This is a genomic window from Stenotrophomonas sp. LARHCG68, assembly GCF_052871705.1.
Genome location: NZ_JBIXJV010000003.1, coordinates 230,848 through 257,067, shown reverse-complemented (window position 1 = coordinate 257,067; position 26,220 = coordinate 230,848). Strand labels below are relative to the sequence as shown.

The window sequence follows — 26,220 nt, the reverse complement described above, 5'->3', positions numbered from 1 at the left end:
GGAATCAGTCAGGGGCCTGCGTGGGATCCATCCTGGCCGCTTGCCTGCGGTGCTGCGGAGATCACCTGTTCGATCCAGTCATGGTAGTGGCTCAGGCGGACGTTGCAGGCGGTCTGCCCGTAGCGGCCGGGACGGGCGGTCATCACGTTGCCCTGCACGACCTTCCAGGAGGCCAGCCCTGCCAGCTGCCATTGCGCGCCGGACTGGAGCAGTACCGGGCCGCCGCTGTCGCCATTGCCGAGCATGCCCTCAAGCGGAAGGCCATCCGGTGGTGCGTCGAAGACGTAGCAGAGCCAGCGGTCATACGCACTGGTGACGGTGTTGAACGCACGCCGCAACCCGGTACGGTTGGGCCCTCGCGGATCATGCCCATCGGCGCCGGTGCCGGTGGCCCCTTTTCCCAGCAGCGTGACGCGGTTGCCGGGCTCGTCGCTGCCGGCATACAGGCGGATCGGCGGGATGTCGGTGATGGGTTGGCGCAAGCGGATCAGCGCGATGTCGTCCGTGCCGCCAAGGAAGACCACCAGCAGCATCGCTTCACCGCTGGCCATCGCCTGGTCGATCAGCGCCTGCGGCGGGGTGCGGTACCCCGGGTGGGTGACGACCCGCTCCACGTCCCGGGCCACCCCGTTGATGACCACCTGTTCGAGACGACCCTGGCGGGGGAGCGTGTGTGCGGCGGTCACCGCCCATTGCGGGGCGATCAGCACGCCGTGTCCCTCACCGGGCATGTCGACCAGCGCCGGTAATTCGGATGCCGGTACCCGGTACTGCGCATCATCGACATCGTGGCGGATGACGATGGCCGCCGCGTTCGTGGAGGTGGCGAGCAGTGATGCCAGGAGCAGGGCGCGGATCATAGGAAGGCCTTGTTGGAAGGGGCGAGCGCGGGGCTCGGCAGGGTTTGCTACTGCATGTGCAGACGCGGTGGGTGCCGCGCCGCCTACTGCGCGAAACTATCGACTGCGGGTGGAACGGCCCGGGTCAGGCGCAGTTCGCGCTGACCCAGCGGTTGAACGGGTCTGCCGCGTCCTCGATGTGCATGTCCTCGGGATGCCTGACGATCTCGGTGCCGATCTCCGGGATGGTCGCGGCGAACCGGCTGCGGACCCACTGCTGGTAGGCCACATTGGGATGAACGACGAATTCGCCCTCGCGTGGCGGCGGCGATCCCAGTTCACCACCCCAGCAGATTTCGTCGTAGCCGATGGCCAGCAGTCGCAGGAAGTCGAGCGCATCGTCGGCCAGCACGCAGACGGTGACCGAGCCGGAGCCCGAGCCCAGATGGACGATCTTCTGCGTGCCGTCGGGCGCGAGCCAGAGTGCCGCCATCGATCCTTCCGCGCCGGTCTTGGCGAACACGCAGAGCCGGTCGAGTACCTCGGCACGCGCGTGGCCGAACCAGTACTTCAGGTTGGCATTGCCCTCGGCGAAGAAGGTGATGTTGGTTCCGCCCTGACGCTCGTCGTCCGTCCAGCTCTCGCGCAGGGCTTCCTCGGGGAACAGGAAACCGATGCGGGTGCCGTCCGGCCGGTCGATGTAAAGGCCGTTGTCCTCGATCCAGCCAAACAGTGCCTTCAGCGCCGGCGGCAGATGCATGCCGGGCAACAACGTACGGGTGATCTGCGCTTCCAGGGTTTCCACGGGCATGCGTCCTGCTGTCCTGTCTGAAATGGCCGGGTAGATGCAAGGCCCCGGCATGTGCTGCGGATGATGCCACAGGGCGATGGCCGCGCTCTGACGGAGCGCGCGCAGCACGGCAGTGACGCCAGGTGCCTACCAGTGGTTGTCGCCGCCCCCCAGGAAGTTCGGCCGCGTGTACTGCTGTGATGCATGCAACTGCCAGCGGATGCGCGTGCAACCGGCGATGATCGCCTCGAAGGGATGATCGGGGCCGACCGCCGATTGGGACCATTCGCCCCCCAGGTCGCCGGAAGCACGGGTGATCCGCCACGTCGGTGCGAGTTGCCACGCAAGCGCGAGCAGGGCCGCTTCGGTCGCCTCATGGGATCCGGTGGCGTGGTGGACTTCGAACGTCACATGCGCCTCCTTGCGGCCCTCCCACACGAGCCGCTCCACCATCGGTGAAACGGCGGTGAAACCCGCCAGGCGCTCCAGCTTGCGCAGCATCTGGCCGTGTTGTGGGCCGCCATGGGTGACATGCCAGAAGGAAACGATGGGGTGCATTCGAGGGGATGCCGGGTTCGATTCGAGGAAGGGCAGGGCGCAGGGGGCGTCAGTGGCCGGTCAGCAGGATTTCGCGCAGACGTGCCTCGACCCGCGCCCGGTCGAGGAAGGGACGCAGCGTTGGCCAGTTCCTGGCCGACTTTCGCCGGAGGCGCACCTGCGCATACACCAACCCGGCCAGGAAAAAACCTGCCATCAGGAGGGCATGGGGAAGGCTGGGGCGGCCGAAGAAATGGAAGCAGGACGCCGTGATCACCGCGATCGAGATCCAGACCGGTACATCACTCCACCCCGATGACGCCTTGCCGGGGGAGTCGATCTCTTTCAGGAGCTGCTCGAGTACCTTTCGCTCGTCGCTGGGATGCATGGAGGTGTCCGTTGGGTGCCATGAGGCGGTAGTGGTCCTGTCCGCAATGCTGCACGGAAATGGACCGCGGCGAAACCGTGCGCAGAGTCAGGCAGGGCGTGGCGCGCATCGCGGATGCGGGACAGGACACGAATCGTGCGAGCCATGCCGAGCGGCGAAGCGACCCGGTGGATGGGGGCTGGTGCGGGAGTGGGCCAGAGGCGGTGTTGGCTTGAAGGGATTTCCCTGGTGGCATCTCCGATCCATCGGCCCTGAAAACAGAACGAGCACCTTTCGGTGCTCGTTTTGTCGGGAACAATGTTGAGGCATTCCAGCGCTTGGTGACGCGACGGGAGTGGGGCTTGCACGGGGCAGTGGCCCTCACCCCACTCCCTCTGCCGCGTGCGGGAGAGGGAGTGGGCTGCCTGCAGGCTTTCGCCGATCAGTAGCGGTAGTGTTCCGGCTTGAACGGGCCTTCCACCGGCACGCCGAGGTAGTCGGCCTGTTCCTGGGTCAGGGTGGTCAGCTTCACGCCGATCTTCTCCAGGTGCAGGCGCGCCACTTCCTCGTCCAGCTTCTTCGGCAGGCGGTAGACGTCGGCCTTGTAGCTGTCCTTGTTGGCCCACAGGTCGATCTGCGCCAGGGTCTGGTTGGCGAAGCTGTTGGACATCACGAAGCTCGGGTGGCCGGTGGCGCAGCCCAGGTTCACCAGGCGGCCTTCGGCCAGCAGGAAGATCGCGTTGCCGTTCGGGAACACGTACTTGTCCACCTGCGGCTTGATGTTGATGTGCTGCACGCCCGGGAACTTCACCAGTGCATCGACCTGGATCTCGTTGTCGAAGTGGCCGATGTTGCAGACGATGGCCTGGTCCTTCATCGCGCTCAGGTGCTCGATGCGGATGATGTCCTTGTTGCCGGTGGTGGTGACGTAGATGTCGCCGCGGCCCAGGGTGGATTCGATGGTGTTGACCTCGAAGCCTTCCATCGCCGCCTGCAGGGCGCAGATCGGGTCGATCTCGGTGACGATGACGCGTGCGCCGTAGGCGCGCAGCGAGTGGGCCGAGCCCTTGCCGACGTCACCGTAGCCGCAGACCACGGCCACCTTGCCGGCCAGCATCACGTCCATCGCGCGCTTCAGGCCGTCGGCCAGCGACTCGCGGCAGCCGTACAGGTTGTCGAACTTGCTCTTGGTGACCGAGTCGTTGACGTTGATGGCCGGGACCAGCAGCGTGCCGGCTTCGGCCAGCTGGTACAGGCGGTGCACGCCGGTGGTGGTCTCCTCGGAGACGCCCTTCCAGTCCTTGACCACGCGGGTCCAGTAGCCCGGGCGCTCGGTGGCCACGCGCTTGAGCAGGTTCTTGATGACCTGCTCTTCGTGCGAGCCGGACGCGGTGTTGACCCAGTCGCTGCCGTTTTCCAGCTCATAGCCCTTGTGGATCAGCAAGGTGACGTCACCGCCGTCGTCGACCACCAGTTCCGGGCCCAGCAGGGTGCCGTCGGCGGCCTTGAAGGTCAGCGCTTCCAGGGTGCAGTCCCAGTATTCTTCCAGCGTTTCACCCTTCCAGGCGAACACCGGGGTGCCGGTGGCGGCGATGGCGGCGGCGGCCTGGTCCTGGGTGGAGAAGATGTTGCACGAGGCCCAGCGCACGTCGCCGCCGATGTCCTTCAGCGTCTCGATCAGCACCGCGGTCTGGATGGTCATGTGCAGCGAGCCGGTCACGCGCACGCCGGCCAGCGGCTTCTGTGCGGCGTACTTGCGGCGGATGGACATCAGGCCCGGCATCTCGTGCTCGGCGATGTCCAGTTCCTTGCGGCCCCAATCGGCCAGCGAGATGTCGGCGATCTTGTAGTCACCTTCCTGGGAGAAGGTCCTGGCAACAGCATTCATGTAAAGCTCCGGTGTGGTGCGAGCAGGCTCGCGTTCGCCGGGCGCCGTTGTTGCATGGATGCCGCCCCGAGCCTGGCTGTGGCGGGGGTTCCCGGACAGTCGCAGCGCCCCTCGGAGCGGGGCCGGTGATTATATCGCGGCGGCCAGCCCAACCAACGGCAGGGGAGGGTGGCGACAGAGATTGTTAAGTTGGGGGTTTATTCCCCTGCCAAGGAGCGCCATGAACCTGTCCCCCGCCCGCCGCCGCCGTACTTCCGCGGCCCTGGTCCTGTGCGCCGGCCTGCTGCTGGCGGTGCCGCCGGTGCTGGCGCTGGCCCCGCCGCAGGCGGCCGAACAGGCGCAGGGCTACCGCCTGCCCTCGGCCGCGTTGCAGGCCATCGTCGACGCCCCGCGTGCGCCCAGCCTGTCGCTGTCGCCCAGGCGCGACCTGGCGGCGATGCTGCAGACCCCATCGCTGCCGTCCATCGCCCAGGTGGCGCAGCCGGAGCTGAAGCTGGCCGGCCTGCGCATCAACCCGAAGACCTTCTCCGACAGCCGTTTCTCGTTCGGCAACAAGTTGTCGCTGGTGTCCACGCTGGACGGCAGGGAGCGCCAGATCAGCGGCCTGCCGCAGCCATTGTCGGTGGCCTCGCTGGGCTGGTCGCCCGACCAGAAGTACCTGGCCTTCAACCAGGTGGACCCGGCCAGCGGCAGCAACGAGCTGTGGTTGGTGGATGTGGAGGCGGGCAGCGCCCGTCGCATCGCCGAGCGCCTGAACAGCATCGTCGGCCGGGGGTATTCGTGGTTGCCGGGCAGCGACGGGCTGCTGGTGCTGCAGCGCCCGGCCGGGCAGGGCGCGCCGCCGAAGGGGGATGGCGTGCCGACCGGCCCCGCCGTGCAGGAGACCGTGGCCGGGCAGGGCGTGCGTTCGGTGCGGACCTACCAGGACCTGCTGCGCAACGAGGACGATGCGCGCCTGTTCGAGTACTACCTGCAGGCACAGCCGGTGCGGGTGTCGATCACCGGCCAGGCCAGTCCGGTGGGCCTGCCCGGCCTGTTCATGGGGCTGTCGCCGTCGCCGGACGGCAAGTACCTGCTCAGCCGTCGCGTCGAGCGGCCGTTCTCGTATTCGGTGCCGGTGAGCAGCTTCCCGCGCCGCATCGACGTGCTCGATGCGCAGGGCATGCAGGTGCATACGGTTGCCCGCCTGCCGCTGGTCGACGGGCTGCCGACCGGCAACGATGCCGTGCCGACCGGCGTGCGTTCGATCAGCTGGCGCGCCGATGCGCCGGCCACGCTGGTCTGGGCCGAAGCGCAGGACGGTGGTGACCCGTCACGGCAGGCCGCCATCCGCGATGCGGTGCTGGTGCAGGCGGCACCGTTCGACAGGCCGCCGGCCACGCTGATGCAGCTGGGGTCGCGCTACGCCGGCATCACCTGGGGCAAGGACGATGTCGCGTTGCTGGACGAGTACTGGTGGAAGAGCCGCCAGATGAAGCAGTGGAAGATCAACCCGGGCAGCCCGGACCAGGCACCGGTGCTGCTGGTCGAGCGGTCGGAGGATGACCGCTACGCTGATCCGGGCGATCCACTGCTGCAGTCCGACGAGAGCGGGCGCGAGCGGCTGCAGCTGGGCACCGATGGCAAGAGTTTCTTCCGCATCGGCACCGGTGCGTCGGCCGAGGGCGACCGCCCGTTCCTGGACCGCGTGGACCTGGCCTCGGGCAAGAGCGAGCGCCTGTTCCATTCGCAGGCGCCGTACTACGAGCAGCCGCTGGCCATCATCGAAGGCGGGGATGCACGCATCCTCACCTACCGCGAGTCCAACGATGTGCCGGGCAACCTGTTCGCGCGCGGCTTGTCGGCCGACGCGGCGCCGGTGGAGCTGACCCATTTCGCGCATCCGCTGCCGGCGTTGCGTGGGGTGAAGAAGGAGCAGATCCGCTACACGCGCAATGATGGCGTCGAACTGACCGCTGACCTGCTGCTGCCGCCGGGCTACGACCCGAAGAAGGATGGCCCGCGCCCGGTGCTGATGTGGGCCTATCCGGCCGAGTTCAAATCCGCGCAGGACGCCAGCCAGGTCACCGGCTCGCCGCACCGCTTCAACGCGATCAGCTACTGGGGCCCGCAGGCGTTCCTGGCCAAGGGCTACGTGGTGCTCAACAACCCGACCATGCCGATCATCGGCGAAGGCGATGCCGAGCCGAACGACACCTACGTGCAGCAGCTGGTGGCCAGTGCGCAGGCGGCGGTGGACGAAGTGGTCAAGCGTGGCGTGGGTGATCGCGAGCGCATCGCCGTGGGCGGGCATTCCTATGGCGCGTTCATGACCGCCAACCTGCTCGCGCATACGCGCTTGTTCAAGGCGGGCATCGCGCGTTCGGGCGCCTACAATCGCACGCTGACGCCGTTCGGCTTCCAGGCCGAGGAACGCAACTTCTGGCAGGCGCAGGACGTGTACCTGAAGATGTCGCCGTTCAACAGCGCCGACAGGATCAAGGACCCGATCCTGTTCATCCATGGCGAGAACGACAACAACTCCGGCACGTTCCCGATCCAGAGCGAGCGCATGTTCGCCGCAGTGAAGGGGCTGGGCGGCACGGCGCGGCTGGTGATGCTGCCGAATGAATCGCACGCCTATCGCGCACGCGAGTCGATCATGACGATGCTGGCCGAGAGTGAAAGCTGGCTGGACCAGTGGTTGGGCGCGGCCGACGGCAAGGCTGGCAAGAAGCGCTGAGGACGAGCGCCCTCCCTTGCGTGAAGCGCAGGGGAGGGCGGCTCTGCGCAATGTGTCAGTGCGCGACGCAACGTTCTACTCCCTCCTTCGCGCGAAGCGCGCGGGAGGGTTGGGGAGGGGCGCTTCTGACGTGGGTCGTGAAATGCACCCCCTCCCAACCTCCCCCTGCCTGCTGCGCAGGCAAGGGGAGGGGCAGTTCAGCTTGTTGCTGCGGCAGTTCCGTGCAGCTTGTCGCTGAGCTCCCTCGCTGAGCGACGCAACGCTCTACTCCCTCCTTCGCGCGAAGCGCGGGGGAGGGCTGCGGAGGGGGCGCTTCGGACGTAGGTGCGTCCCGTTCACATGCCAACGAATGTCCGCCAAGATGCCGAAACTGCGTCGTTTCCTGTCTGCAAAGACAGTGCCCGGACAAGGTTCACATGCAACTGTTTCACCTTTGATGCACTGCAAAAACCGGACATTTTTTCGGTTAGGCTTGGGGGATTCCCGCTCTCAAGGCTTGTGCGTCCTGGATGAACGAGTACCGTAGCAGCGTTGTCTTCGCCACTCCCGATCTGCCCCTGCGCGACGATGTGCGCCGGCTGGGCACGCTGGTGGGTGACCTTCTTGCCGAGCAGGTGTCGCCGGGCTTCCTGGACGAAGTGGAAGAGGTGCGCACCGCCGCCATCGCCCGTCGCGAAACACAGGGGCCGCTGGCTGGTCTCAGCGCGCAACTGGCCGGGCGTTCGCCACGCGAAGCCGAGGCGCTGGTGCGTGCGTTCAGTACCTACTTCCAGGTGGTGAACATCGCCGAGCGCGTGCATCGCATCCGCCGTCGCCGTGACTACCAGCGCGCCGGCACCAAGCGCCCGCAGCCCGATGGCCTGCATGATGCGTTGATCCAGCTCAAGGCCCAGGGCGTGACGCTGGAGGAGCTGGCGCAGTGGCTGCCGCGCATCGACATCGAGCCGGTGTTCACCGCACACCCAACCGAAGCGGTGCGCCGCGCGCTGCTGGAGAAGGAACAGTTGATGGTCGCCGCGCTGGTCGACAACCTCGACGGCCAGCGCACCCCCGGCGAGCAGGCCGCCGATGCCGCGCGGTTCCGCATGGCGCTCACCGCATCGTGGCAGACCGCCGACTCCTCGCCGGTACGCCCGACGGTGGATGACGAGCGTGAGCACGTGGGTTTCTACCTGACCCGCGTGCTGTACCGGGTGATCCCGGTGTTCTACGAATCGCTGGAGCAGGCGTTGCTCGATACCTGGGGGCGCAGCCTGCCGTTGCCGCGGCTGCTGCGCTTCGGTACCTGGGTGGGCGGTGACATGGACGGCAATCCCAACGTGGACGCCAGCACGGTCGCCGCCACACTCAATGCACAACGGCGCGCGGTGCTGGAGCTGTACATCCAGGACCTGTTGAAGCTGGCCAGCCTGCTCAGCCAGTCCACCGAGCTGATCGGTGTCAGTGACGCGGTGCAGGCACGCGTGCAGGAATACCGCGAACTGCTGCCCGACGTGCAGTCGCGCCCGCGCCATGCCGACATGCCTTACCGGCTGCTCAACGACCGCATGCGTGCGCGCCTGCAGGCGACGCTGCAGGATGCGCCCGGTGCGTATGCCGCGCCGGAAGAACTCATCCACGATATCCAGCTGATCCTGGACAGCCTGGAGGCCAACAAGGGCAAGCACGCCGGCTGGTTCTCGGTGCGTCGCCTGCTGTGGCGCGTGCGCACCTTCGGTTTCCACCTGGCGCGGCTGGACGTGCGCCAGGAGTCGAGCGTGCATTCGCGTGCATTGGCCGAGGTGCTGGGCGGGCAGGAGGCATTCGATGCGCTGGACGGCGCGGCGCGTGCGCGGACGCTGGCGTCGTATGCGGCCGGCGACGCCGCGTTGCCGGCGGGGGCCGACGAAGGGGGGCAGCGGCTGGACAAGGTGTTCGCGGCGTTGGCCGATGCGCGCCGCCGGCACGGTGCCGATGCGCTGGGCAGCTACATCATCTCGATGGCGCATGACCGTGGCGACGTGCTGGCGGTGCTGGCATTGGCACGCCGCGGCGGCCTGCACGATGGCAACGGTGCGGTGCCGCTGGATATCGCGCCGCTGTTCGAGACCGTCGACGATCTGGGGCGTGGCACCGACACCCTGCGCGACCTGCTGGCCGACCCGGTCTACCGCGCCCATCTGTCCGCACGCGGCGACGTGCAGATGGTGATGCTGGGTTACTCGGACAGCGGCAAGGATGGCGGTATCGCAGCCTCGCGCTGGGGCCTGCAGCAGGCGCAGGTCGAACTGCTGGAGGTGGCCAGCGCGCACGGCGTGCACCTGACCTTCTTCCACGGTCGCGGCGGCTCGATCAGCCGCGGCGGCACCAAGACCACGCATGCGGTGAACGCCTCGCCGCGCGGCAGCATCGACGGGCGCCTGCGCGTGACCGAGCAGGGCGAGGTGATCCATCGCAAGTACGGCATCCGTGCACTGGCGCTGCGCTCGCTGGAGCAGTCCGCCGGTGCGGTGCTGCGCGCCAGCCTGCGCCCGCGTGCGGCCGAGCCGCGCGAGGCGCTGTGGAAGCCGGTGATGGCGCGGGTCGCCGAGCAGAGCTCGCAGGCCTACCGGGCGTTCGTGGGTGACCCGCAGTTCATGAACTATTTCCGCCAGGCTACGCCGATCGACGTGATCGAGCGCATGACCCTGGGCTCGCGTCCGTCGCGGCGGTTGGGCCAGGATGCGGCGCTGGGCAACCTGCGTGCGATCCCGTGGGTGTTCGCCTGGAGCCAGGCGCGTGCGGCGATCCCGGGCTGGTTCGGCGTGGGCAGCGGCCTGCAGGCGGCCGCCGATGCCGGGCAGGAAGAGCTGCTGCGCGAGATGGCGCACGACTGGCCGTTCTTCGAGACCTTCCTGGACGACATGTCGATGGTGCTGAGCAAGGGCGACATCCACATCGCCGAGCAGTTCTCGCGCCTGGCCGGGCCGTTGCATGACCAGTTCTTCCCGCGCATCGGCGAGGAGCTGGCGTTGACCAAGCGCTGGGTGATGCGCCTGAGCGGGCAGCAGGAGCTGCTGGAACATGACCCGCGGCTGGCACTGTCCATCCGCCTGCGCAACCCGTACATCGACCCGATCAGCACGCTGCAGGTAGACCTGCTGCAGCGCTGGCGGGCGAGTGACCGCCAGGATGAGGCGCTGCTGCGCGCCCTGGTGGCCTGCGTCAACGGTGTCTCGCAGGGCGTGCAGAACACCGGTTGAGGGTCCGGCCATGGGCCGGGGATGCAGCGCGGCCTGATCCCGGCGTCGCGATGACCGGTGCGCGCAAACGGGTTGGGAGTGCATCCCGGCCTGCGGGCGTAGGGGGCTCAGGCGTCGGGTGAAGGGTTGCTCTTGAGCAGCTCCAGATGCCGCTGTTCCATCTCCTGGCGCAGCTGGCGGCGGATCTGCGCGGCGGCGAAGCGACGCTTCTCGTCGGACGTCTCCGGCTGCAGCGGCGGCACCGGGGTCGGCTTGCCGTCGTCGTCAACGGCCACCATGGTGAAGAAGCAGCTGTTGGCGTGGCGCACGCTGCCCTTGCGGATGTCCTCGGCCACCACCTTGATGCCTACTTCCATCGACGAGGTGCCGGTGTAGTTGACCGATGCCAGGAAGCTGACCAGCTCGCCGACCGCGATGGGCTGGCGGAACGTCACCTGGTCCACCGACAGCGTCACCACGTAGTTGCCGGCGTAGCGGCTGGCGCAGGCGTAGGCGACCTGGTCGAGCAGGCGCAGGACCGCGCCGCCGTGCACCTTGCCGGAGAAGTTGGCCATCTCCGGGGACATCAGCACGGTCATCGAGAGCTGGTGGGATTTGTGTTCGGACATCATGGCGCTGGCTGCGACGGCGGGAGCCGCAGGCTACTCCCTTGCGGGTGAAGGGGGTAGGGGCCGTACCCCGTGCCGGTGCGGCAGGGGCGATGGCGTGGCCGCCGCTTACTGGAAGTTGTAGCGCACCACGTGGAAGAACACCGGTGCGGAGAACACCACCGAATCCAGCCGGTCCAGGATGCCGCCGTGGCCCTCGATCATCTCGCCCCAGTCCTTGGCGCCGAGGCTGCGCTTGACCGCCGACAGCGCCAGGCCGCCGAGGAAGCCGCAGACCACGATCAGCAGCGACAGCGCCGCGGACTGCAGCGGCGAGAACGGGGTGATCCAGTACAGCGCCGCGCCCACGCCGGTGGCCGCCAGGCCGCCCCCGACCAGGCCTTCGACGGTCTTGGACGGGCTGACCTGCGGGGCCAGCAGGTGTTTGCCGAACAGTTTGCCGAACACGTACTGCAGCACGTCGCTGAGCTGGACCACCAGCAGCAGGTAGAACAGCAGCATCAGGTTCTGCCCTTCGTAGCCGGGGATGCGCAGCAGCATCAGCGCCGGCGCATGGCTCAGGCAGAACACGGTGAGCATCACGCCCCACTGGATCTTGGTGTTGCGCTCCAGGAAGTTCTCGGTGTCGCCGGACAGCGCCGATACCGCCGGCAGGGTCAGGAAGCCGTACACCGGGATGCACATCACGAACAGGCCGTACCAGTCGATGCCGATCAACCAGTACTGCAGCGGGATGGCGATGTAGAAACACAGGCACAGCGCCAGGTGGTCGCCGCGTCGGGTCGGGGTGAGCGAGATGAACTCGCGCAGCGCGAAGAACGAGAGCAGACCGAAGAACACCAGCGTGGCGATCTTGCCCAGCACGAAGCAGAACAGCAGCACCGCGGCCATCACCCACCAGGCACGGATGCGGGCGTTGAGGTTGTCCACCACCGAGCCGGACTTGAAGCGGCCGATGATGAAGCCGATCAGGCTGGCCAGCACCAGCACCCCGAACACGCCGCCGATCATCCACCAGAACTTGGGCGGTGCGCGCTCGATGGCCTGCTGCAGGAAGCTGCCCAGGGGCAATTGCTGGAATACGTTGTTCATGCCAGATCCACCACGGCCTGCCGGGCGCGTTGCAGGAACTGCGCCTTGTCTTCATCGGGGATGCGGTTGAGCGACGGGCCGAAGCGCGCCGTGCATACCAGCGGCACCGGCACCAGGCTGCCCTTGGGCAGGGCGCGGCGTGCGTTGTCCAGGTACACCGGCACCAGTTCCACGTGCGGGTAGTGCTGGGCCAGGTGGAACAGGCCGGCCTTGAACGGCTGCGGCATGGGTTCGTGGTTGCGGGTGCCTTCCGGGAAGATGATCAGCGAAGCCCCGCCGTCCAGCGCGTCGTACAGCGGCTGCAGCGGGTCGCCCTCGACCTTGTTGCGGTCGCGCTCGATCAGCACGGCGTTGAAGCCCCTGTCAGCGATGACCTTGCGGATGCCCTTGCTCCAGTAGTCGCGGGCGGCGACCGGGCGGGTGTGCTCGCGCTGGGCTGGCGGCAGCGCCGACCACAGCGCCACCGTGTCCAGGTGGCTGGAATGGTTGGCGAAGTAGATGCGCTGGGTGTCGTTGGGGCGGCTGCCGACCCAACGCGGGTAGGCACCGATGAAGACCTTGACGGCGGCGACCAGCAGGCTGGAGAGCATCAGGACCTTGCCTTCAGTTGCGCGGCGATCGCGCGGGTGCGGGTGATGCAGGTCAGCAGCGCGCCGGCGGCGATCACCACGGCGGCCACCTGCAGGGCGTAGCCGGTGTGGCTGACCCATTGCTCGATGATCGCCGCCACGCAGGCCAAGGTCAGCACGAACATGCGGTGCTGCTTGGCCATCGGGCCACGGAAGTCCTGCGGCAGGCCAAGGCTGGCCCCGGACAGTCGCACGTAGGCGGTAAGCGCGGCGAGCAGTGCGCCCAGCCAGCCCAGCCAGGGCATGCCGGCGGCGTAGCCGAGCGCGACGATCAGCAGCGAATCGGCGATCCGGTCCGGGTATTCGTTGTACAGCGCCCCGGTCGGGGTCTGTTTGCCGCCCTCCATGGCGACCATGCCATCGAGCAGGTTGCAGACCAGGCGCAGCTGCACGCCGATGATGCAGGCGACCAGGCCGAGCAGGCTGGGCGCGGCCAGCAATCCCACCGCGCCGATCACGGCGAAGAAGATGCTCAGTACCGAAATCTGGTTCGGCGTGACGGAGGAGCGTGCCAACGCGGCGCTCAGGGCCTGGGCCCAGCCGGTGGAACGGGCGGCGATTGGTCTGCGGTCTTCTTTCCCCATGGCGGCGATGGTAGTGCATCGCCGGGGTGGCAGGAGCATCCGGTGAGCGAATCAGAGCGGCTGCAAGCGGGCGCGCGTTTCGGCGTCCGGGAAGCCCAGGGTGAGGTAGCGGGGCGGGTGCAGGTGGCGGCTGTCCTGCTGCAGCAGGTGGCCGATCAGTGGCTGGGCCTGCTCCCAGTCCACGACCAGCGTGTGCGCATCGTCCTCGTTGACCGGCATCACCAGCACGATACGGTCGGTGCGCGGCAGCGAGCTGGCCACCCCTTCGGTCCAGGCGCACAGCGAATGCCGCTCCTCGCTGTGGACCATGAAATTGGCCACGAACACATCCTCGTCGTGGGCCTGGTGCACGCGGTCGAGCAGTTGCTTCTGCATGGCGTAGGCATCGCCGTCCAGTTCCAGCCGCAGCTGCCGTTGCCGCTCGCGCAACGCAGGGTCGGCCAGCACGTGCGGATGCAACTGGCCATCGTCATAGCGCAGCACTTCCCAGGAGATCACGCGGCCGTCGGCGAATGCCTGGCCGGCCAGTTCCAGCATCGCCGCCTGCGCGCGCAGGTCACCTTCGCCAGCGACCAGCAGCATGTCGCGGGTGGCGAGCATGAACACCGGCAGGCCGGCGACCGGCACGCGGTGCAGCAGGTCCGGCAGCAGGGCGCGGCTGCTGTCGTAGGCGTCGCCCCAGGCGGCCTGGTAGAGGCCGGGGGCCACCTCGACGAAGGGTTCGTCCGGGCTCTGGCGCAGGTTGGTGCGGGCGATGACCAACGCCTCGTCGAAGCTGATGCCCCACTCCTCCGGCGGGCCCTGGGTGAGGGTGGCGGTATGGTCGGGGTGGTCGACGGCCAGCAGTTCCACGCATTCCTCGCTCAGGCGGCGGTACTGCAGGCGCTGCGGCGGTGCATTCCAGCCCTCCTGCTCGGCATGGTGCAGGGTGATCTCCTCCAGCTGGGTGATGCTGCGGATCAGTGGGCGCAGCAGCGGGCGCGCCTGCTCCAGCGTCATTTCCTCGTCGTTGTCATGCACGCCGAGCAGCTGGCTGAAGGCCTGCAACGCCTTGCGTTGCTCGCCACGCGGGGCTCCCAGGTAGGCCTGGTAAGCGTTGTGAAGGTTGAAGTACGAGCCGTTGGCATGGCGGATGCGGAAGGTGTCCGGCTCGTAGTGCAGCGCCTGCGTGTAGCCGTTGGCGCGTACCGCGGCCATGAACGTGCGGGCGAAGCGGTCCGGGTCGGGTTTGTCCTTGAACAGCCTGCCGATCAATGCCTGAAACATGCCAACGCTCCTTGTGAATGCCAGCCATCGTGAGCGGGGTGATGGCGGCATTGCAAGGGCAACTGCGCAAACGACGACGGGCCGCTTGCGCGGCCCGTCGGGGTGCAACTGGCGGAGCCGGTCGCGCTTACTTCAGCTTGGCAGCCTTGCGCAGGGCCTCGGCGCGGTCGGTCTTCTCCCAGGAGAAGGCGGTCGCGTTCTGGGTCTTGCCATCGCCGTCGACGTACGAGAATTCCTTCGGCTTGCGGCCGAAGTGGCCGTAGGCGGCGGTCTGCTGGTACATCGGGTGGATCAGGTCGAGCATCTTGATGATGCCGTACGGGCGCAGGTCGAAGTGCGCACGGATCAGCTTCTCGATCTGCGCGTCCGGGATCTTGCCGGTGCCGAAGGTGGTCACCGAGATCGAGGTCGGCTCGGCCACGCCGATGGCGTAGGAGACCTGCACTTCGCACTTGTCGGCCAGGCCGGCGGCAACCACGTTCTTGGCGACGTAACGGGCAGCGTAAGCGGCCGAGCGGTCAACCTTGGACGGGTCCTTGCCGGAGAACGCGCCACCACCGTGACGGGCCATGCCGCCGTAGGTGTCGACGATGATCTTGCGGCCGGTCAGGCCGCAGTCGCCCACCGGGCCGCCGATCACGAAGATGCCGGTCGGGTTGATGTGCACCTTGTTCTTCGGCAGCTTGTCCAGCCATGCCTTGGGCAGGACCGGCTTGAGGATGTGCTCGCGCACGGCCTCGATCAGGTCCTTCTGCTTGATGCCCGGGTCGTGCTGGGTCGACAGCACCACGGCATCCAGGCCTTCGATCTTGCCGTCCTGGCCGTAGCGCAGGGTGACCTGGCTCTTGGCGTCCGGGCGCAGCCACGGCAGCGGCGAGTTCTTCTTCTTGCGGACCTTGGCCTGCTGCTCGACCAGGCGGTGCGAGTAGTAGATCGGCGCCGGCATGAACTCCGGGGCTTCGTTGCAGGCGTAGCCGAACATCAGGCCCTGGTCGCCAGCGCCCTGTTCTTCCGGCTTCTTGCTCTTCTTGTCGGTGCCGTCCACGCCGGCGGCGATGTCCGGGGACTGCTTGCCGAGCATGTTGATGATGGCGCAGGTATGACCGTCGAAGCCGACGTTGGAGTTGTCATAGCCGATCGAGTTGATGACGTTGCGGGTCAGCTCCTCGATGTCGACCCAGGCCGAGGTGGTGACTTCGCCGGCGACGATGGCGGCACCGGTCTTGACCAGCGTCTCGCAGGCGACGCGGGCGCGCTTGTCCTGGGCCAGGATAGCGTCAAGCACGGCATCGGAGATCTGGTCGGCGATCTTGTCCGGATGGCCTTCGGAGACCGACTCGGAGGTGAAGAGATAGCTGGACATGAGCTTGTATCCCTGTATGCGGATGAAAAGATAGCCGCGAATGATACACGCTCGGGGCCGGGGGGGAATAGTGCAGGGGGCGCCGTTGCCATACGGTTAAGCCGGGGTCATCGAACTGCCGCAAAACCGCAACCGGCCTGCCTTCTGGCGGGCGCAGGCTGCCGGCCAACAGGGCCGTCGGGGTATCCCCATGCAACAGATCGAGCACCGCCTGCAGCAGCGCTATCCCGATTGGTTCCGTGGCCGGCGCGGCCACCTGGCGCGGCCGTTGCTGCGCACGGTGGGGCGCTGGTCGGGGTTTGACCGGATGGACGCCTTCCTGGCGCGCAGCGCCGATCAGCACGGCTTCGACTTCGTCAGCGCCGCGCTGGCGTTCCTGCAGGCCGGCTACACGGTCGACGCCGCCGCACTGGCCCGGATCCCGGCCAGCGGGCGGCTGCTGATCGTGGCCAACCACCCCTCCGGCGCGCTGGATGCGCTGGCGCTGCTGGACGCGGTGGGCAAGGTTCGCCGCGACGTGCGGATCATCGCCAACGACATGCTGCTGGCGCTGGAGCCGCTGCGCGAGCTGCTGCTGCCGGTGCGGATCCTGGGCGGACGGGCGCAGCGCGCCAGCCTGCAGGCCATCGAGCAGGCACTGGAGGCAGAACAGTGCGTGATCGTGTTCCCGGCCGGCGAGGTGTCGCGGTTGTCGCTGCAGGGCATCCGCGATGGTCGCTGGAACCGGGGGTTCGTCCGTTTCGCCCGGGCCTGCCAGGCGCCGGTGCTGCCGGTACGGGTACAGGCGCGCAACTCGGCGCTGTTCTACGGCGCCTCGGCCGTGTTCAAGCCGGCCGGCACCGCGCTGCTGGCGCGGGAGATGTTCGCCCGCCGTGGCCGGCCGCTGCGCCTGCAGGTGGGACAGCCGATGCTGCTGGGCAGCGACGGCGACCCGGCGCAGCAACTGGAACAGGTCCGCCGCGCGCTGTACGCCCTGGGTGAGGCGCCGCTGGCCCCCCGCATGGCGGAGGCCGGCCCCGAGCCACTGGCCGACGCCATCGATGCCGACATGGTGGCGCAGGCCCTGGAGGCGGCCGAACTGCTCGGCCAGACCAGCGACGGCAAGCAGATCCGGCTGGCGCGTTGCGCGGCCGGTTCGCCGCTGCTGCTGGAGCTGGGCCGGCTGCGCGAGCTGACTTTCCGCCAGGTCGGCGAGGGCACCGGGCGCAGCCGTGACCTGGATGACTACGACCCGCATTACCCGCACATCGTGGTCTGGGACGCGGCGGTGCAGCGCATCGCCGGGGCCTACCGGATCATGCGCGGTGCCACCGCGCTGGCCCGCAACGGCCTGCCGGGCCTGTACACGGCCAGCCTGTTCCGTTACTCCGACGATGCCATCCCGCGCATCGCCGAAGGCATGGAGCTGGGCCGCAGCTTCGTGGTGCCCGACTACTGGGGCAGCCGCAGCCTGGACTACCTGTGGCAGGGCATCGGCGCCTACCTGCAGCGACAGCCGGGCATCCGTTACCTGTTTGGCGCGGTGTCGATCAGCGCCGCGCTGCCGCTGGCCGCGCGCGAGCAGCTGGTGGCCTACTACCAGCGCTACTACGGCGCCGGCGCGGGCCTGGTCGAATCCAACCGGCCGTTCCAGTACTTCGCCGCGCCGCCGAGCTTCGGCGAGATGGATGCCACGGCGGCGTTCGAGGTGCTCAAGGCCAACCTGGCGGCGCTGGGCACCAGCGTGCCGACCCTGTACCGCCAGTACATCGACCTGTGCGAACCGGGCGGGGCGCGGTTCCTGGCATTCGGGGTGGACCCGGACTTCAGCGACTCCATCGACGGCCTGATCGAGGTCGACCTGCAGGCGATCCGCCCCAACAAGCGCAAGCGCTACCTGCGCGACGCCGGGGCGGTGGCGTGAACGCGCCGCGGGTGCTGCAACCGCACCGCCGCACCGTGTTCATTTCCGATACCCACCTGGGTGCACGGCATTGCCATGCCGCCGAGCTGGCCCGTTTCCTCGGCGCGCTGCGCTGCGAACGGTTGTACCTGGTCGGCGACATCGTCGACCTGTGGTGGTTGTCGCACAAGCGCGCCAGCTGGCGACCTGCCCACAATGACGTGATCGAGGCGCTGCACGCGCTGCGCCGGGCCGGCACCGAGATCATCTACATCCCCGGCAACCATGACGCGCCGCTGCGCCGTACCTGCGGGCTGATGCTGCCGGCCATGCAGGTGCGCCGCCGCGCCATCCATGTCACCGCCGATGGTCGCCGCCTGCTGGTGGTGCACGGCGACGACTACGACGGGGTCACCCATTTCGGGGGCCTGCAGGAGCGCTTCGGCGACTGGCTGTACTACCGCATCCTCACCGGCAACCGCCTGCTCAACCAGCTGCGGCAGCGGCTGGGGCTGCGGTATTGGTCGCTGTCGGAGTTCCTGAAGCGGCAGAGCGGCGCGGCCGAGCGTTACATCGAGCGGTTCGTGCAGGCCGGGTTGGAGGACGTGCGGCGGCGCGGCCTGGACGGCATCGTCTGCGGGCACATCCACCGCGCCGCGCTGGTCGAGCGTGACGGGCTGGTCTACGCCAACGATGGCGACTGGGTCGAGAGCCTGACCGCGCTGGCCGAGGACCATGACGGCAGCCTGCGCCTGCTCGACCATGCCGGCAACAGCCTGGCCTGCCTGCCCGGGGCGGCCGGGCTGGCGCGGGTGGCCTGAACCGCCCGTCTTGCCTTTTTCATGACTGGACAGCCAGCTATGCTGGCCCCAGCTGTGGAAACAGGGAGTGTCCGGGTGGCAGCGAAACAGCCGGTAACGATAAGGATCTGCCTGGCGGTGGCCTGTGCGTGGCTGGCACCGGCCGCCCTGGCAGCGGATGTGCCGGCGCTGAGCTTCGAGCAGGCCCGCGAGCGGCTGGAGCAGGTTTCCGATGCGCTGGCCGCGGTCCAGGCCGGGGTGCGCAACAAGCAGGACCTGCAGGACGCCACCCATTACCTGCGCTTGCCGGAGATCACCGGTGACGTGCGTCGCATGCAGTTCCAGAAGACCCTCAACCTGCCGCTGGGCTCGCTGGCGCCGGTGGCCGAGGCATTCGGCATCGAGTCCCCGCTGGAGTTCGTGGAGCGGGATTGGCGCATCCGGCCGATCATCACCGCGACGCTGCCGCTGTACAGCGGCGGGTTGATTCCCGCCGCCCAGCAGGCCGCGCAGGCCGCCACCACGATGGCGCAGGCCGAGCGCGAGGCGCAGCGGCAATCGTTGTCGCTGCAGCTGGTGCAGGCCTACTTCGGCCAGCAGCTGGCGGAGCAGGCGGTGCAGGTGCGGCGCGAGGTGCGCGATGGCCTGGAGCGCCACCTGCAGGACGCGCAGAAGCTCGAGCGCGAGGGCTTCGCCACCAAGGCGCAACGGCTGCAGGCCAACGTCGCGCGCGACAAGGCCGAGCGCGAGTACCAGAAGGCGGTCAACGACCTGGCCACGCTGCAGCAGGCGCTGGCAACCCTGCTGCGCAGTGGCGGCACGGTGGGCACGAGCTCGCCGCTGTTCGTCATCAGCGCACCGCTCGGCACGCGCGAGGAATTCGAACGCAGCGCGCTGCAGCGGCATCCGCAGGTCGACCGCATGCGTGCGCTGGCGGCGCAGGCCGAGCAGGGCGTGCGCGTGCAACAGGCCAAGCTCAAGCCGCAGCTGTACCTGTTCGGCCAGTACGACCTGCGCCGCCGCGATGCACTGCTGACCGACGCCGACTGGGCGTTCGGGATCGGCCTGCGCTACACCTTCCTCTCTCCCAACGCGCGGCCACTGCAGGTCAGCGCCGCGCGCGCGCAGCTGGAGCAGGCGCAGTCCGGCATCAGTGAAGTGGAGAACCAGCTGCAGCTCGGCGTCGGCAAGGCCTGGAACGAACTGGACACCGCGCGCGCGCAGTTCCGCCTGCTCGACAGCAGCATCGCCCAGGCCGAGGAGAACCTGCGCCTGCAGGAGCTGTCCTTCCGCGAAGGGCAGGCCACCTCGCTGGACGTGATCGATGCGCGGCTGGCACTGGGCGGGGCGCGGGTGGAGCGCGCCCAGGCCGCCTACCAGTTCGACGTGGCGCTGGCCCAGCTGCTGGAAGTGAGCGGGCAACTGCAACGGTATGACGACTTCCGCCGGCGTGCGGACAAGGTGCTGGAATGAGCGACTCCCTGCAGGCGGAAGCCAACCCGCGGCAACGCCGCCTGTTCGCCATCGGTGGCGTGCTGTTGCTGCTGCTGGTCGTGATCGGCCTGTGGCTGGGACTGCGCACGCCGCGCGACCAGGTGCAGGGCATGGCCGATGCCGACAACATCAATGTCTCGGCCAAGGTCACCGCGCGGCTGGAGCGCCTGCGGGTGCGTGAGGGCGACCGGGTGAGCGCCGGCCAGGTGCTGTTCGAGCTGGACAGCCCGGAGGTGGCGGCCAAGGAGCGCCAGGCCGAGGCGGTGGTGGCCGCGGCGCAGGCGATGGCGGCCAAGGCGGAGGAAGGCGCGCGCAGCGAGGACATCCGTGCCGCCGAGGCCAACTGGCGGCGCGCGCTGGCCGGCGCCGAGCTGGCCACCAGTACTTTCCGGCGGCTGGACAACCTGTACCGCGAAGGCGTGGTGACCCGGCAGAAGCGCGACGAGGCGCAGGCGCAGGCGCGCAGTTCGGAGGAGCTGGCCCGTGCCGCGCGCGCGCAGTACGACCTGGCCCTGGCCGGTGCCCGCACACAGGACAAGCAGGCCGCGCTGGCGCAGGTACGCCAGGCCGAAGGGGCCAAGGCCGAGGTGGATGCCGCGCGGCAGGAAACCCTGGGCCGCGCGCCGCAGGCCGGCGAGGTGGGCAAGCGCATGTCCGATATCGGCGAACTGGTGCCGGCCGGCTACCCGGTGTTCACGCTGGTGGACATCGACCGGATGTGGGTGGCCATGCACCTGCGCGAGGACCAGTTGCATGGCCTCAAGCCCGGTGCGGTGGTGGAGGGCAGCATTCCGGCGCTGGGCGGTCGCCAGGCCGCCTTCGAGGTGTATTTCATCAACCCGGCCGGTGACTACGCGACCTGGCGCAGCACCCGCCAGTCGTCCGGTTATGACGTGCGCAGCTTCGAGGTGCGGGTGCGGCCGCGCCAGCCCATCGAGGGTTTCCGCCCCGGCATGAGCGTGCTGTTCGCATGGCCACAGGGCTGAGCCCGGGCAGCGCGTTCATCGCCTCGGTACGGCGCGAGCTGCGCCATTGGCGCGGCGACCGCTGGGAGCTGGGCCTGGTCACGCTGCTGCCGTGGCTGTTGATGGCGCTGATGATGTGGTTGTTTTCCGGCGCCGTGCTGCGTGAGGTGCCGGTGGCGTTGGTGGACCTGGACGCCAGTCCGGCCAGCCGCGGGCTGGCGCGCACGCTCGATGCCAGTCCCGGGCTGGCGATCGTCAGCCAGCCGGCCGCGCTGCAGGAGGCGCAGGCACAGCTGCGCGCGCTGGAGGTATTCGCCGTGGTGCTGGTGCCGCGCGACATGAGCCGGCGTGCACTGCGGGGCGAGGAGGCACCGGTTTATGCGTTCTACAACGCCACCTACATGGCCACCGGGCAATCGGCCGGGCGTGATATCGCCGATGCGGTCGCAGCCTACAACGCACGCCTGCTGAAGGAGCAGATCGCCCGCCAGACCGGGCCGACCAGGCTGCGTGCGGCACCGGTCAGCGTGCAGGCCACGGTGCTGCACAACCCGGCGCGCAGCTATGAATTGTTCCTGCTGCCGCTGGTCTTCCCGGCGGTGTTGTCGCTGCTGGCCGCGCTGGCCGCCGGCGGTGCGTTCGGCCGCGAGCGTCGCGACGGCCTGTTGGCCGACTGGCTGGGGCAACGGCCGTGGGCGGCGATCGCCGGCAAGCTGTTTCCCTACGTGGCGCTGTTCTCGCTGTACGGCGGACTGGGCGTGCTGTACCTGGGTTACCTGCGCGGCGACGGCATCAACGGCAGCCTGGGCCTGTTGCTGCTGGCCCAGCCCTTGTTCTACCTGGCCTGCTGCTGCTTCGGGTTGCTGTTCGTCGCGGTGGCGCGCGACATGGGCAGCGGCCTGTCGCTGGTGGGCCTGACCATCGGCACGGCACTGGCGTTCTCCGGGGCGACGTTCCCGGTGATCGAGGCGCCGCTGTTCACCCGGGTATGGAACGCCCTGCTGCCGCTGACCGCCTATGTGCAGGTGCAGATGCAGCAGATGTTCATGGGTTCGCCATGGCAGGTATCGCTGAAGCCGCTGGCGGTGCTGTTGCTGATGGCGCTGGTCAGCGGTGGCCTGGGCGGGCTGCGCCTGCTGCGTGCCGCGCGTGCGCCGGTGCCGGCATGAGGCGCGTGCTGGCCGCCTTCCGCACCACGCTGTTGGCGGTGTTCGCCGACCAGGCAGCGGTGACGGTGATGGTCGGCGCGGTGCTGCTGTACTCGTTCTTCTACCCGGCCGCGTACCGGCACCAGGTGGCCAGCGCGCTGCCGATCGCAGTGGTCGATGCCGACCGCAGCGCGACCAGCCGCGCGCTGGTCCGCCATGTCGATGCGTTGCGCGCGGTGCAGGTGGTATCGCAACCGGCGGACCTGGCCCAGGCCAGGGCGCAGCTGGAGGCCGGGCAGGTGGACGGCATCGTGTTGATTCCGGCGCGCTTGGAACGCGACATCCTGCGCGGTGGCAGCGGTGAACTGGTGCTGCTGGGCAACGGTGCCTACCTGAGCCGGGCCAGCGCGATCCTCAGTGGGCTGGCCGAAGGCGTCACCGCGTTCGCGCGCCAGCAGGCGGTGCACCAGGCCGCGTTCATGGGGGCGCCGCAGGCGGCGCCGCTGGTGCTGGTGCAACGCCCGCTCTACAACACCCGCGAAGGTTATGGCAGCAGCGTGGTGCCGGGCGTGTCGGAGCTGATCGTGCACCAGACGCTGCTGCTCGGTATCGGCGTGCTGCTGGGCAGCCGGCGCGCGCAGCTGGGCCGTCGCCTGCGGTTCGATGCGCCCTCGCTGCTCGGGATGGGCGCGGCGTTCGTGCTGGTGGGCGTGTGCGGGTTGCTGTACTACGTGGGCTTCACCGCCTGGGTGCAGGACTACCCGCGCGGCGGCAACGTGCCGGTGCTGATGCTGTCGGTGCTGTTGTTCGCACTGGCGACGGTGCCGTTCGGGCTGTTCGTCGGCAGCTTCTTCAGCACCCGCGAACGCGCCTTCCAGTACGTCACCGGGGTGTCGATCCCGCTGTTCTTCCTGTCCAACCTGTCCTGGCCGGCGCTGGCCTCGCCGCCGCTGCTGGTGGCCCTGGCCAAGTTGCTGCCGACCACCCCCGGCATCAATGCCATCGTCCGGGCCCAGCAGATGGGCGCGCGGCTGCCGGAGGTGGGCGGGGAGCTGCTCAACCTGGGGCTGCTGGCGCTGCTCTACGGTGCGCTGGCCTGCTGGCGGCTGCGCGGCACCCCGCGGGGGTGAAGCGGCGGCCGGACGGCTGCTAGCATCGGTGCATGGATTCCCTCAGCCAGATCGTCCTTGGCGGTGCCATCGCCGCCGCCATCACGCCTGCCGCCCACCGTCGTGCCGCCCTGCTGGCAGGTGCGGCGCTGGCCACGTTGCCAGACCTGGATGGGGCGCTGATCTGGGCCTTCACCGACAACCCGGTGAGCCTGATGACCATCCACCGCAGCTTCAGCCACTCGCTGCTCGTGCTGCCGTTGCTGGGCACGCTGATCTGGTGGCTGTTCCGCCGCTACGACAAGGGCCGGGTGGCCGCCGCGCCGGCGCGCTGGTGGTGGGCGATCGTGCTGGCGCTGGTCACCCATCCGCTGCTGGATGCCTTCACCGTCTACGGCACGCAGCTGTGGTGGCCGCTGGCACCGCCACCGACGATGTGGTCCAGCGTCTTCATCATCGACCCGCTGTACACCGTGTGGTTGCTGCTTGGCTGTACGGTGGCGTGGTTCGCGCGGGCCAGGCCGCTGGCGCAGCGGGCACTGGTGCTGGGGTTGGTGCTGAGCACGGGCTACCTGGGCTGGTCGCTGCTGGCCAAGGCGCAGGTCGATCGCGCCGCCGACCAGGCGCTGGCCCGCATGGGGCTGGCCGACGCGCCGCGCTTCTCGGTGCCGATGCCCTTCAATACCGTCCTGTGGCGGGTGGTGGCGATGACCCCGCAGGGCTATGTCGTCGGCGACCGCTCGCTGTGGGCCGACCACGGCCCGATGCAGTTCAGCGGCCATCCGTCGAACGTGCAGGCCCTGCGCCAGGCCGCGGACTTGCCCGCAGTCGCGCGGCTGGCCTGGTTCAACCACGGTTTCATGCGCGCCCAGGTGCAGGACGGCGAGCTGGTGCTCAGTGACCTGCGCATGGGGCTGGAGCCGGACTACAACTTCAACTTCGCCGTGGCCGCAGCCGACGGGGATGGCTGGCGGGGCATCGCCCCGCGCCAGGTGCTGCCGGCCTACCGGCAAGCCGGCAACCGCGGCGTGCTGCGGCAGCGACTGGGGCAGGTGTGGCAGCGGATCTGGCAGGCCCCGCAGGACCGGCCGGCTGCCGCGGGCGTTCAGTAGACCGTGGCCTGGGCCTGCACGTAGGAATAGAAGAACACCGCATTCGGGTCGTTCTGCACCTGGCCGAACTCGCGGCGCATGCCGTCGACCGTGGCCGCGTCGACCTTGCCGGCTTCCAGCAACTGGTCGGCCGCCGACAGCAGCAGCTCCTCCCACAGCGCGAACATCACCTTGCGCCGGGCCGGCTCGCGGTTGTCCAGGTGCACGGTCTTGGTGCGGGTCTGCACGTCGCGGAAGCCGCCGGCCAGCAGCAGGTTGCCCAGCTTGGCGCCGACGAACGGGTCGCCGCCGCTGTCGATCTGGAAGTCGTTGAAGGCCATCCAGTAGCGCCACAGGTTGGGCGAGTACGGGTCCAGCAGGAACGAGGCGTTCATCACCTCGGTCACGTACACCGGCGCGCCGGGGCTGAGCACGCGCCGTACTTCGGCCAGTGCACGGGCCGGGGAGGGGACGTGTTCGAGCACCCAGCACAGGAACGCACCGTCGAAGCTGCGTGGCTCGAACGGCAGGTCGGTGGCATCGGCACGCTGGAAGCTGCAGCGCTCGCGCAGCCACGGCATCTGCGCCATGTGTTCGTTGGCGGCGGCCAGCTGGCGCTCGTTGAGGTCGATGCCGGTGACCTGCAGGTCCGGGAAGCGGCGCAGCAGGATCTCGGTCTGCGCGCCCACCCCGCTGCCCACCTCGAGCACGTGGCGGGAGTTGCCGAAGTCGATGTCCTGGAAGATGGACGGTTCGAACAGCCGCGCCTGTTTGCGCAGCCGGGCCTGCTCGGTGGCGGAGAAGCCGTGCAGGTAGGGGAAGTCGTTGAGCGTCATGGGTACAGCGCGTTGCAGGAATCGGGAAAGTATCGCCAGTAACCGTTAGCGCGGCGCATGCGCGCTGATGACCAGCGGTTCTGTGCTGGAAACGGGGGGTTATCAGCAGGCCGCGCCAGGGCCTGCCGCCGCTGGCCGGGCCTTGGATCGCAGGTGGCTGCGATATTTGTTCTGAAAATGAAACGATTTATTGGCTAATGGGTAATTGTTCTGAATTTGTCGGCAAATAGAATGGGCCCCGTCAAGCACGGATCGGCAGCCCGCCGGTCTGCTTCCATCTCCAAGAGGATTCGACCGTGTCCAGCCAAGCCATTTCCCTGTTCAAGAAGCGCCGTTCGCAGTACGCCCTGGGCAAGAGCCTGCCGGTGAGCCAGAACGACGTCACCCACCTGATCAAGCAGGCCGTGCGCGAGGCGCCGTCGGCCTTCAACGCGCAGTCCTCGCGTGCGGTGATCCTGTTCGGTGCCGAGAGCCAGAAGTTCTGGGAGCGTGCCAAGGACGAACTGCGCAAGATCGTCCCGGCCGAAGCGTTCGCCGCCACCGAAGGCAAGCTCAACAGCTTCGCCGCCGGCACCGGCACCGTGCTGTTCTTCGTCGACACCGACGTGGTCAAGGGCCTGCAGGAGCAGTTCGCCCTGTATGCCGACAACTTCCCGGTCTGGGCCGAGCAATCCAACGGCATGGCGCAGTTCGCGGTCTGGACCGCGCTGGCCGATGCCGACATCGGTGCCAGCCTGCAGCACTACAACCCGCTGGTGGACCAGGGCGTGCGTGAAGCCTGGGGCGTGCCGGCCCATTGGACCCTGCGCGCGCAGATGCCGTTCGGTTCCAACGAGGCCCCGCACGGCGAAAAGACCTACATGGAAGACGAAGCCCGCTTCAAGGTGTTCGGCTGATCCTCGTCGGCACGACGCTCTCCCCCGCGCGTTGATGCAAGCCGGATGGCCCGCCAGTTCGCTGGCGGGCTTTTTCATGGGCGTGCATCAGGG

The 26,220-nt window shown here is 68.5% G+C and carries 22 protein-coding genes and 1 riboswitch; of the genes, 10 read left to right on the top strand and 12 right to left on the bottom strand.

Annotated features, from left to right (window positions below):
* Positions 1-8: 8 nt before the first annotated feature.
* From ACIPR8_RS12295 to ahcY, 5 genes are all read right to left on the bottom strand, one after another.
* A complete protein-coding gene (locus ACIPR8_RS12295) occupies positions 9-860 on the bottom strand; it encodes a S1 family peptidase (RefSeq protein ID WP_446541210.1) in 852 nt (283 codons plus the stop codon).
* Between the two features lie 124 nt (positions 861-984).
* Positions 985-1,758, bottom strand: a complete 774-nt coding sequence (locus ACIPR8_RS12290; RefSeq protein ID WP_446541209.1) for a hypothetical protein — start codon at positions 1,756-1,758, stop codon at positions 985-987.
* A gap of 18 nt (positions 1,759-1,776) precedes the next feature.
* Complete coding sequence (locus tag ACIPR8_RS12285; RefSeq protein ID WP_446541208.1) at positions 1,777-2,187, bottom strand: hypothetical protein; 411 nt, start codon at positions 2,185-2,187, stop codon at positions 1,777-1,779.
* A gap of 49 nt (positions 2,188-2,236) precedes the next feature.
* A complete protein-coding gene (locus ACIPR8_RS12280; RefSeq protein WP_446541207.1) occupies positions 2,237-2,554 on the bottom strand; it encodes a hypothetical protein in 318 nt (105 codons plus the stop codon).
* 421 nt (positions 2,555-2,975) lie between these two features.
* Positions 2,976-4,421 (bottom strand): adenosylhomocysteinase, encoded by a 1,446-nt coding sequence (gene ahcY, locus ACIPR8_RS12275; RefSeq protein WP_132864571.1) that lies wholly within the window; start codon positions 4,419-4,421, stop codon positions 2,976-2,978.
* Positions 4,422-4,453: 32 nt separating this feature from the next.
* A riboswitch (S-adenosyl-L-homocysteine riboswitch) is annotated at positions 4,454-4,540 on the bottom strand.
* A gap of 101 nt (positions 4,541-4,641) precedes the next feature.
* Here ahcY and ACIPR8_RS12270 point away from each other — a divergent pair.
* Both ACIPR8_RS12270 and ppc read left to right on the top strand, forming a co-directional pair.
* Positions 4,642-7,143, top strand: a complete 2,502-nt coding sequence (locus ACIPR8_RS12270; RefSeq protein WP_446541206.1) for a prolyl oligopeptidase family serine peptidase — start codon at positions 4,642-4,644, stop codon at positions 7,141-7,143.
* Between the two features lie 509 nt (positions 7,144-7,652).
* The gene (gene ppc / locus ACIPR8_RS12265) at positions 7,653-10,364 is read left to right on the top strand and encodes a phosphoenolpyruvate carboxylase (protein WP_446541205.1); all 2,712 of its coding nucleotides are present in this window, start codon (positions 7,653-7,655) and stop codon (positions 10,362-10,364) included.
* 107 nt (positions 10,365-10,471) lie between these two features.
* Here ppc and ACIPR8_RS12260 read toward each other — a convergent pair whose 3' ends face one another.
* From ACIPR8_RS12260 to metK, 6 genes are all read right to left on the bottom strand, one after another.
* Positions 10,472-10,975 carry an acyl-CoA thioesterase gene (locus tag ACIPR8_RS12260; RefSeq protein ID WP_132864568.1) on the bottom strand — a complete coding sequence of 168 codons (504 nt, stop codon included), beginning with the start codon at positions 10,973-10,975 and terminating at the stop codon, positions 10,472-10,474.
* A gap of 105 nt (positions 10,976-11,080) precedes the next feature.
* The gene (locus ACIPR8_RS12255; protein ID WP_165931240.1) at positions 11,081-11,983 is read right to left on the bottom strand and encodes a phosphatidate cytidylyltransferase; all 903 of its coding nucleotides are present in this window, start codon (positions 11,981-11,983) and stop codon (positions 11,081-11,083) included.
* A gap of 77 nt (positions 11,984-12,060) precedes the next feature.
* Positions 12,061-12,654: a lysophospholipid acyltransferase family protein gene (locus ACIPR8_RS12250; protein ID WP_192286353.1), complete on the bottom strand. Its 594-nt coding sequence runs from the start codon at positions 12,652-12,654 to the stop codon at positions 12,061-12,063.
* Positions 12,654-13,277 (bottom strand): CDP-alcohol phosphatidyltransferase family protein, encoded by a 624-nt coding sequence (locus ACIPR8_RS12245; protein WP_132864566.1) that lies wholly within the window; start codon positions 13,275-13,277, stop codon positions 12,654-12,656. Before ACIPR8_RS12245 ends, ACIPR8_RS12250 begins: the two co-directional genes overlap by 1 nt.
* 51 nt (positions 13,278-13,328) lie before the next feature.
* Positions 13,329-14,543 carry a hypothetical protein gene (locus ACIPR8_RS12240; protein WP_446541204.1) on the bottom strand — a complete coding sequence of 405 codons (1,215 nt, stop codon included), beginning with the start codon at positions 14,541-14,543 and terminating at the stop codon, positions 13,329-13,331.
* Between the two features lie 127 nt (positions 14,544-14,670).
* A complete protein-coding gene (gene metK / locus ACIPR8_RS12235; protein ID WP_446541203.1) occupies positions 14,671-15,906 on the bottom strand; it encodes a methionine adenosyltransferase in 1,236 nt (411 codons plus the stop codon).
* A gap of 190 nt (positions 15,907-16,096) precedes the next feature.
* On the opposite strand from metK, the gene ACIPR8_RS12230 reads away from it, so the two are divergent.
* From ACIPR8_RS12230 to ACIPR8_RS12200, 7 genes are all read left to right on the top strand, one after another.
* Positions 16,097-17,809 carry a GNAT family N-acyltransferase gene (locus tag ACIPR8_RS12230; RefSeq protein ID WP_446541202.1) on the top strand — a complete coding sequence of 571 codons (1,713 nt, stop codon included), beginning with the start codon at positions 16,097-16,099 and terminating at the stop codon, positions 17,807-17,809.
* Positions 17,806-18,609 (top strand): UDP-2,3-diacylglucosamine diphosphatase, encoded by an 804-nt coding sequence (locus ACIPR8_RS12225; protein ID WP_446541201.1) that lies wholly within the window; start codon positions 17,806-17,808, stop codon positions 18,607-18,609. Before ACIPR8_RS12230 ends, ACIPR8_RS12225 begins: the two co-directional genes overlap by 4 nt.
* Positions 18,610-18,684: 75 nt before the next feature.
* Positions 18,685-20,061 carry a TolC family protein gene (locus tag ACIPR8_RS12220; protein WP_446541200.1) on the top strand — a complete coding sequence of 459 codons (1,377 nt, stop codon included), beginning with the start codon at positions 18,685-18,687 and terminating at the stop codon, positions 20,059-20,061.
* Positions 20,058-21,068 carry an HlyD family secretion protein gene (locus ACIPR8_RS12215; protein ID WP_446541199.1) on the top strand — a complete coding sequence of 337 codons (1,011 nt, stop codon included), beginning with the start codon at positions 20,058-20,060 and terminating at the stop codon, positions 21,066-21,068. The genes ACIPR8_RS12220 and ACIPR8_RS12215 overlap by 4 nt, the downstream gene beginning before the upstream one ends.
* A complete protein-coding gene (locus tag ACIPR8_RS12210) occupies positions 21,053-22,216 on the top strand; it encodes an ABC transporter permease (protein WP_446541198.1) in 1,164 nt (387 codons plus the stop codon). Before ACIPR8_RS12215 ends, ACIPR8_RS12210 begins: the two co-directional genes overlap by 16 nt.
* Positions 22,213-23,325 carry an ABC transporter permease gene (locus ACIPR8_RS12205; RefSeq protein WP_132864561.1) on the top strand — a complete coding sequence of 371 codons (1,113 nt, stop codon included), beginning with the start codon at positions 22,213-22,215 and terminating at the stop codon, positions 23,323-23,325. The genes ACIPR8_RS12210 and ACIPR8_RS12205 overlap by 4 nt, the downstream gene beginning before the upstream one ends.
* 32 nt (positions 23,326-23,357) lie before the next feature.
* The gene (locus ACIPR8_RS12200) at positions 23,358-24,416 is read left to right on the top strand and encodes a metal-dependent hydrolase (protein ID WP_446541197.1); all 1,059 of its coding nucleotides are present in this window, start codon (positions 23,358-23,360) and stop codon (positions 24,414-24,416) included.
* Here the strand turns inward: ACIPR8_RS12200 and ACIPR8_RS12195 are convergent.
* Positions 24,410-25,231, bottom strand: coding sequence for a methyltransferase domain-containing protein (locus ACIPR8_RS12195; RefSeq protein ID WP_192286345.1), 822 nt, complete (start codon positions 25,229-25,231; stop codon positions 24,410-24,412). The genes ACIPR8_RS12200 and ACIPR8_RS12195 overlap by 7 nt on opposite strands.
* A gap of 296 nt (positions 25,232-25,527) precedes the next feature.
* Here ACIPR8_RS12195 and ACIPR8_RS12190 point away from each other — a divergent pair, with 296 nt between their 5' ends.
* Positions 25,528-26,127, top strand: a complete 600-nt coding sequence (locus ACIPR8_RS12190; protein WP_446541196.1) for a nitroreductase family protein — start codon at positions 25,528-25,530, stop codon at positions 26,125-26,127.
* Positions 26,128-26,220 lie beyond the last annotated feature (93 nt).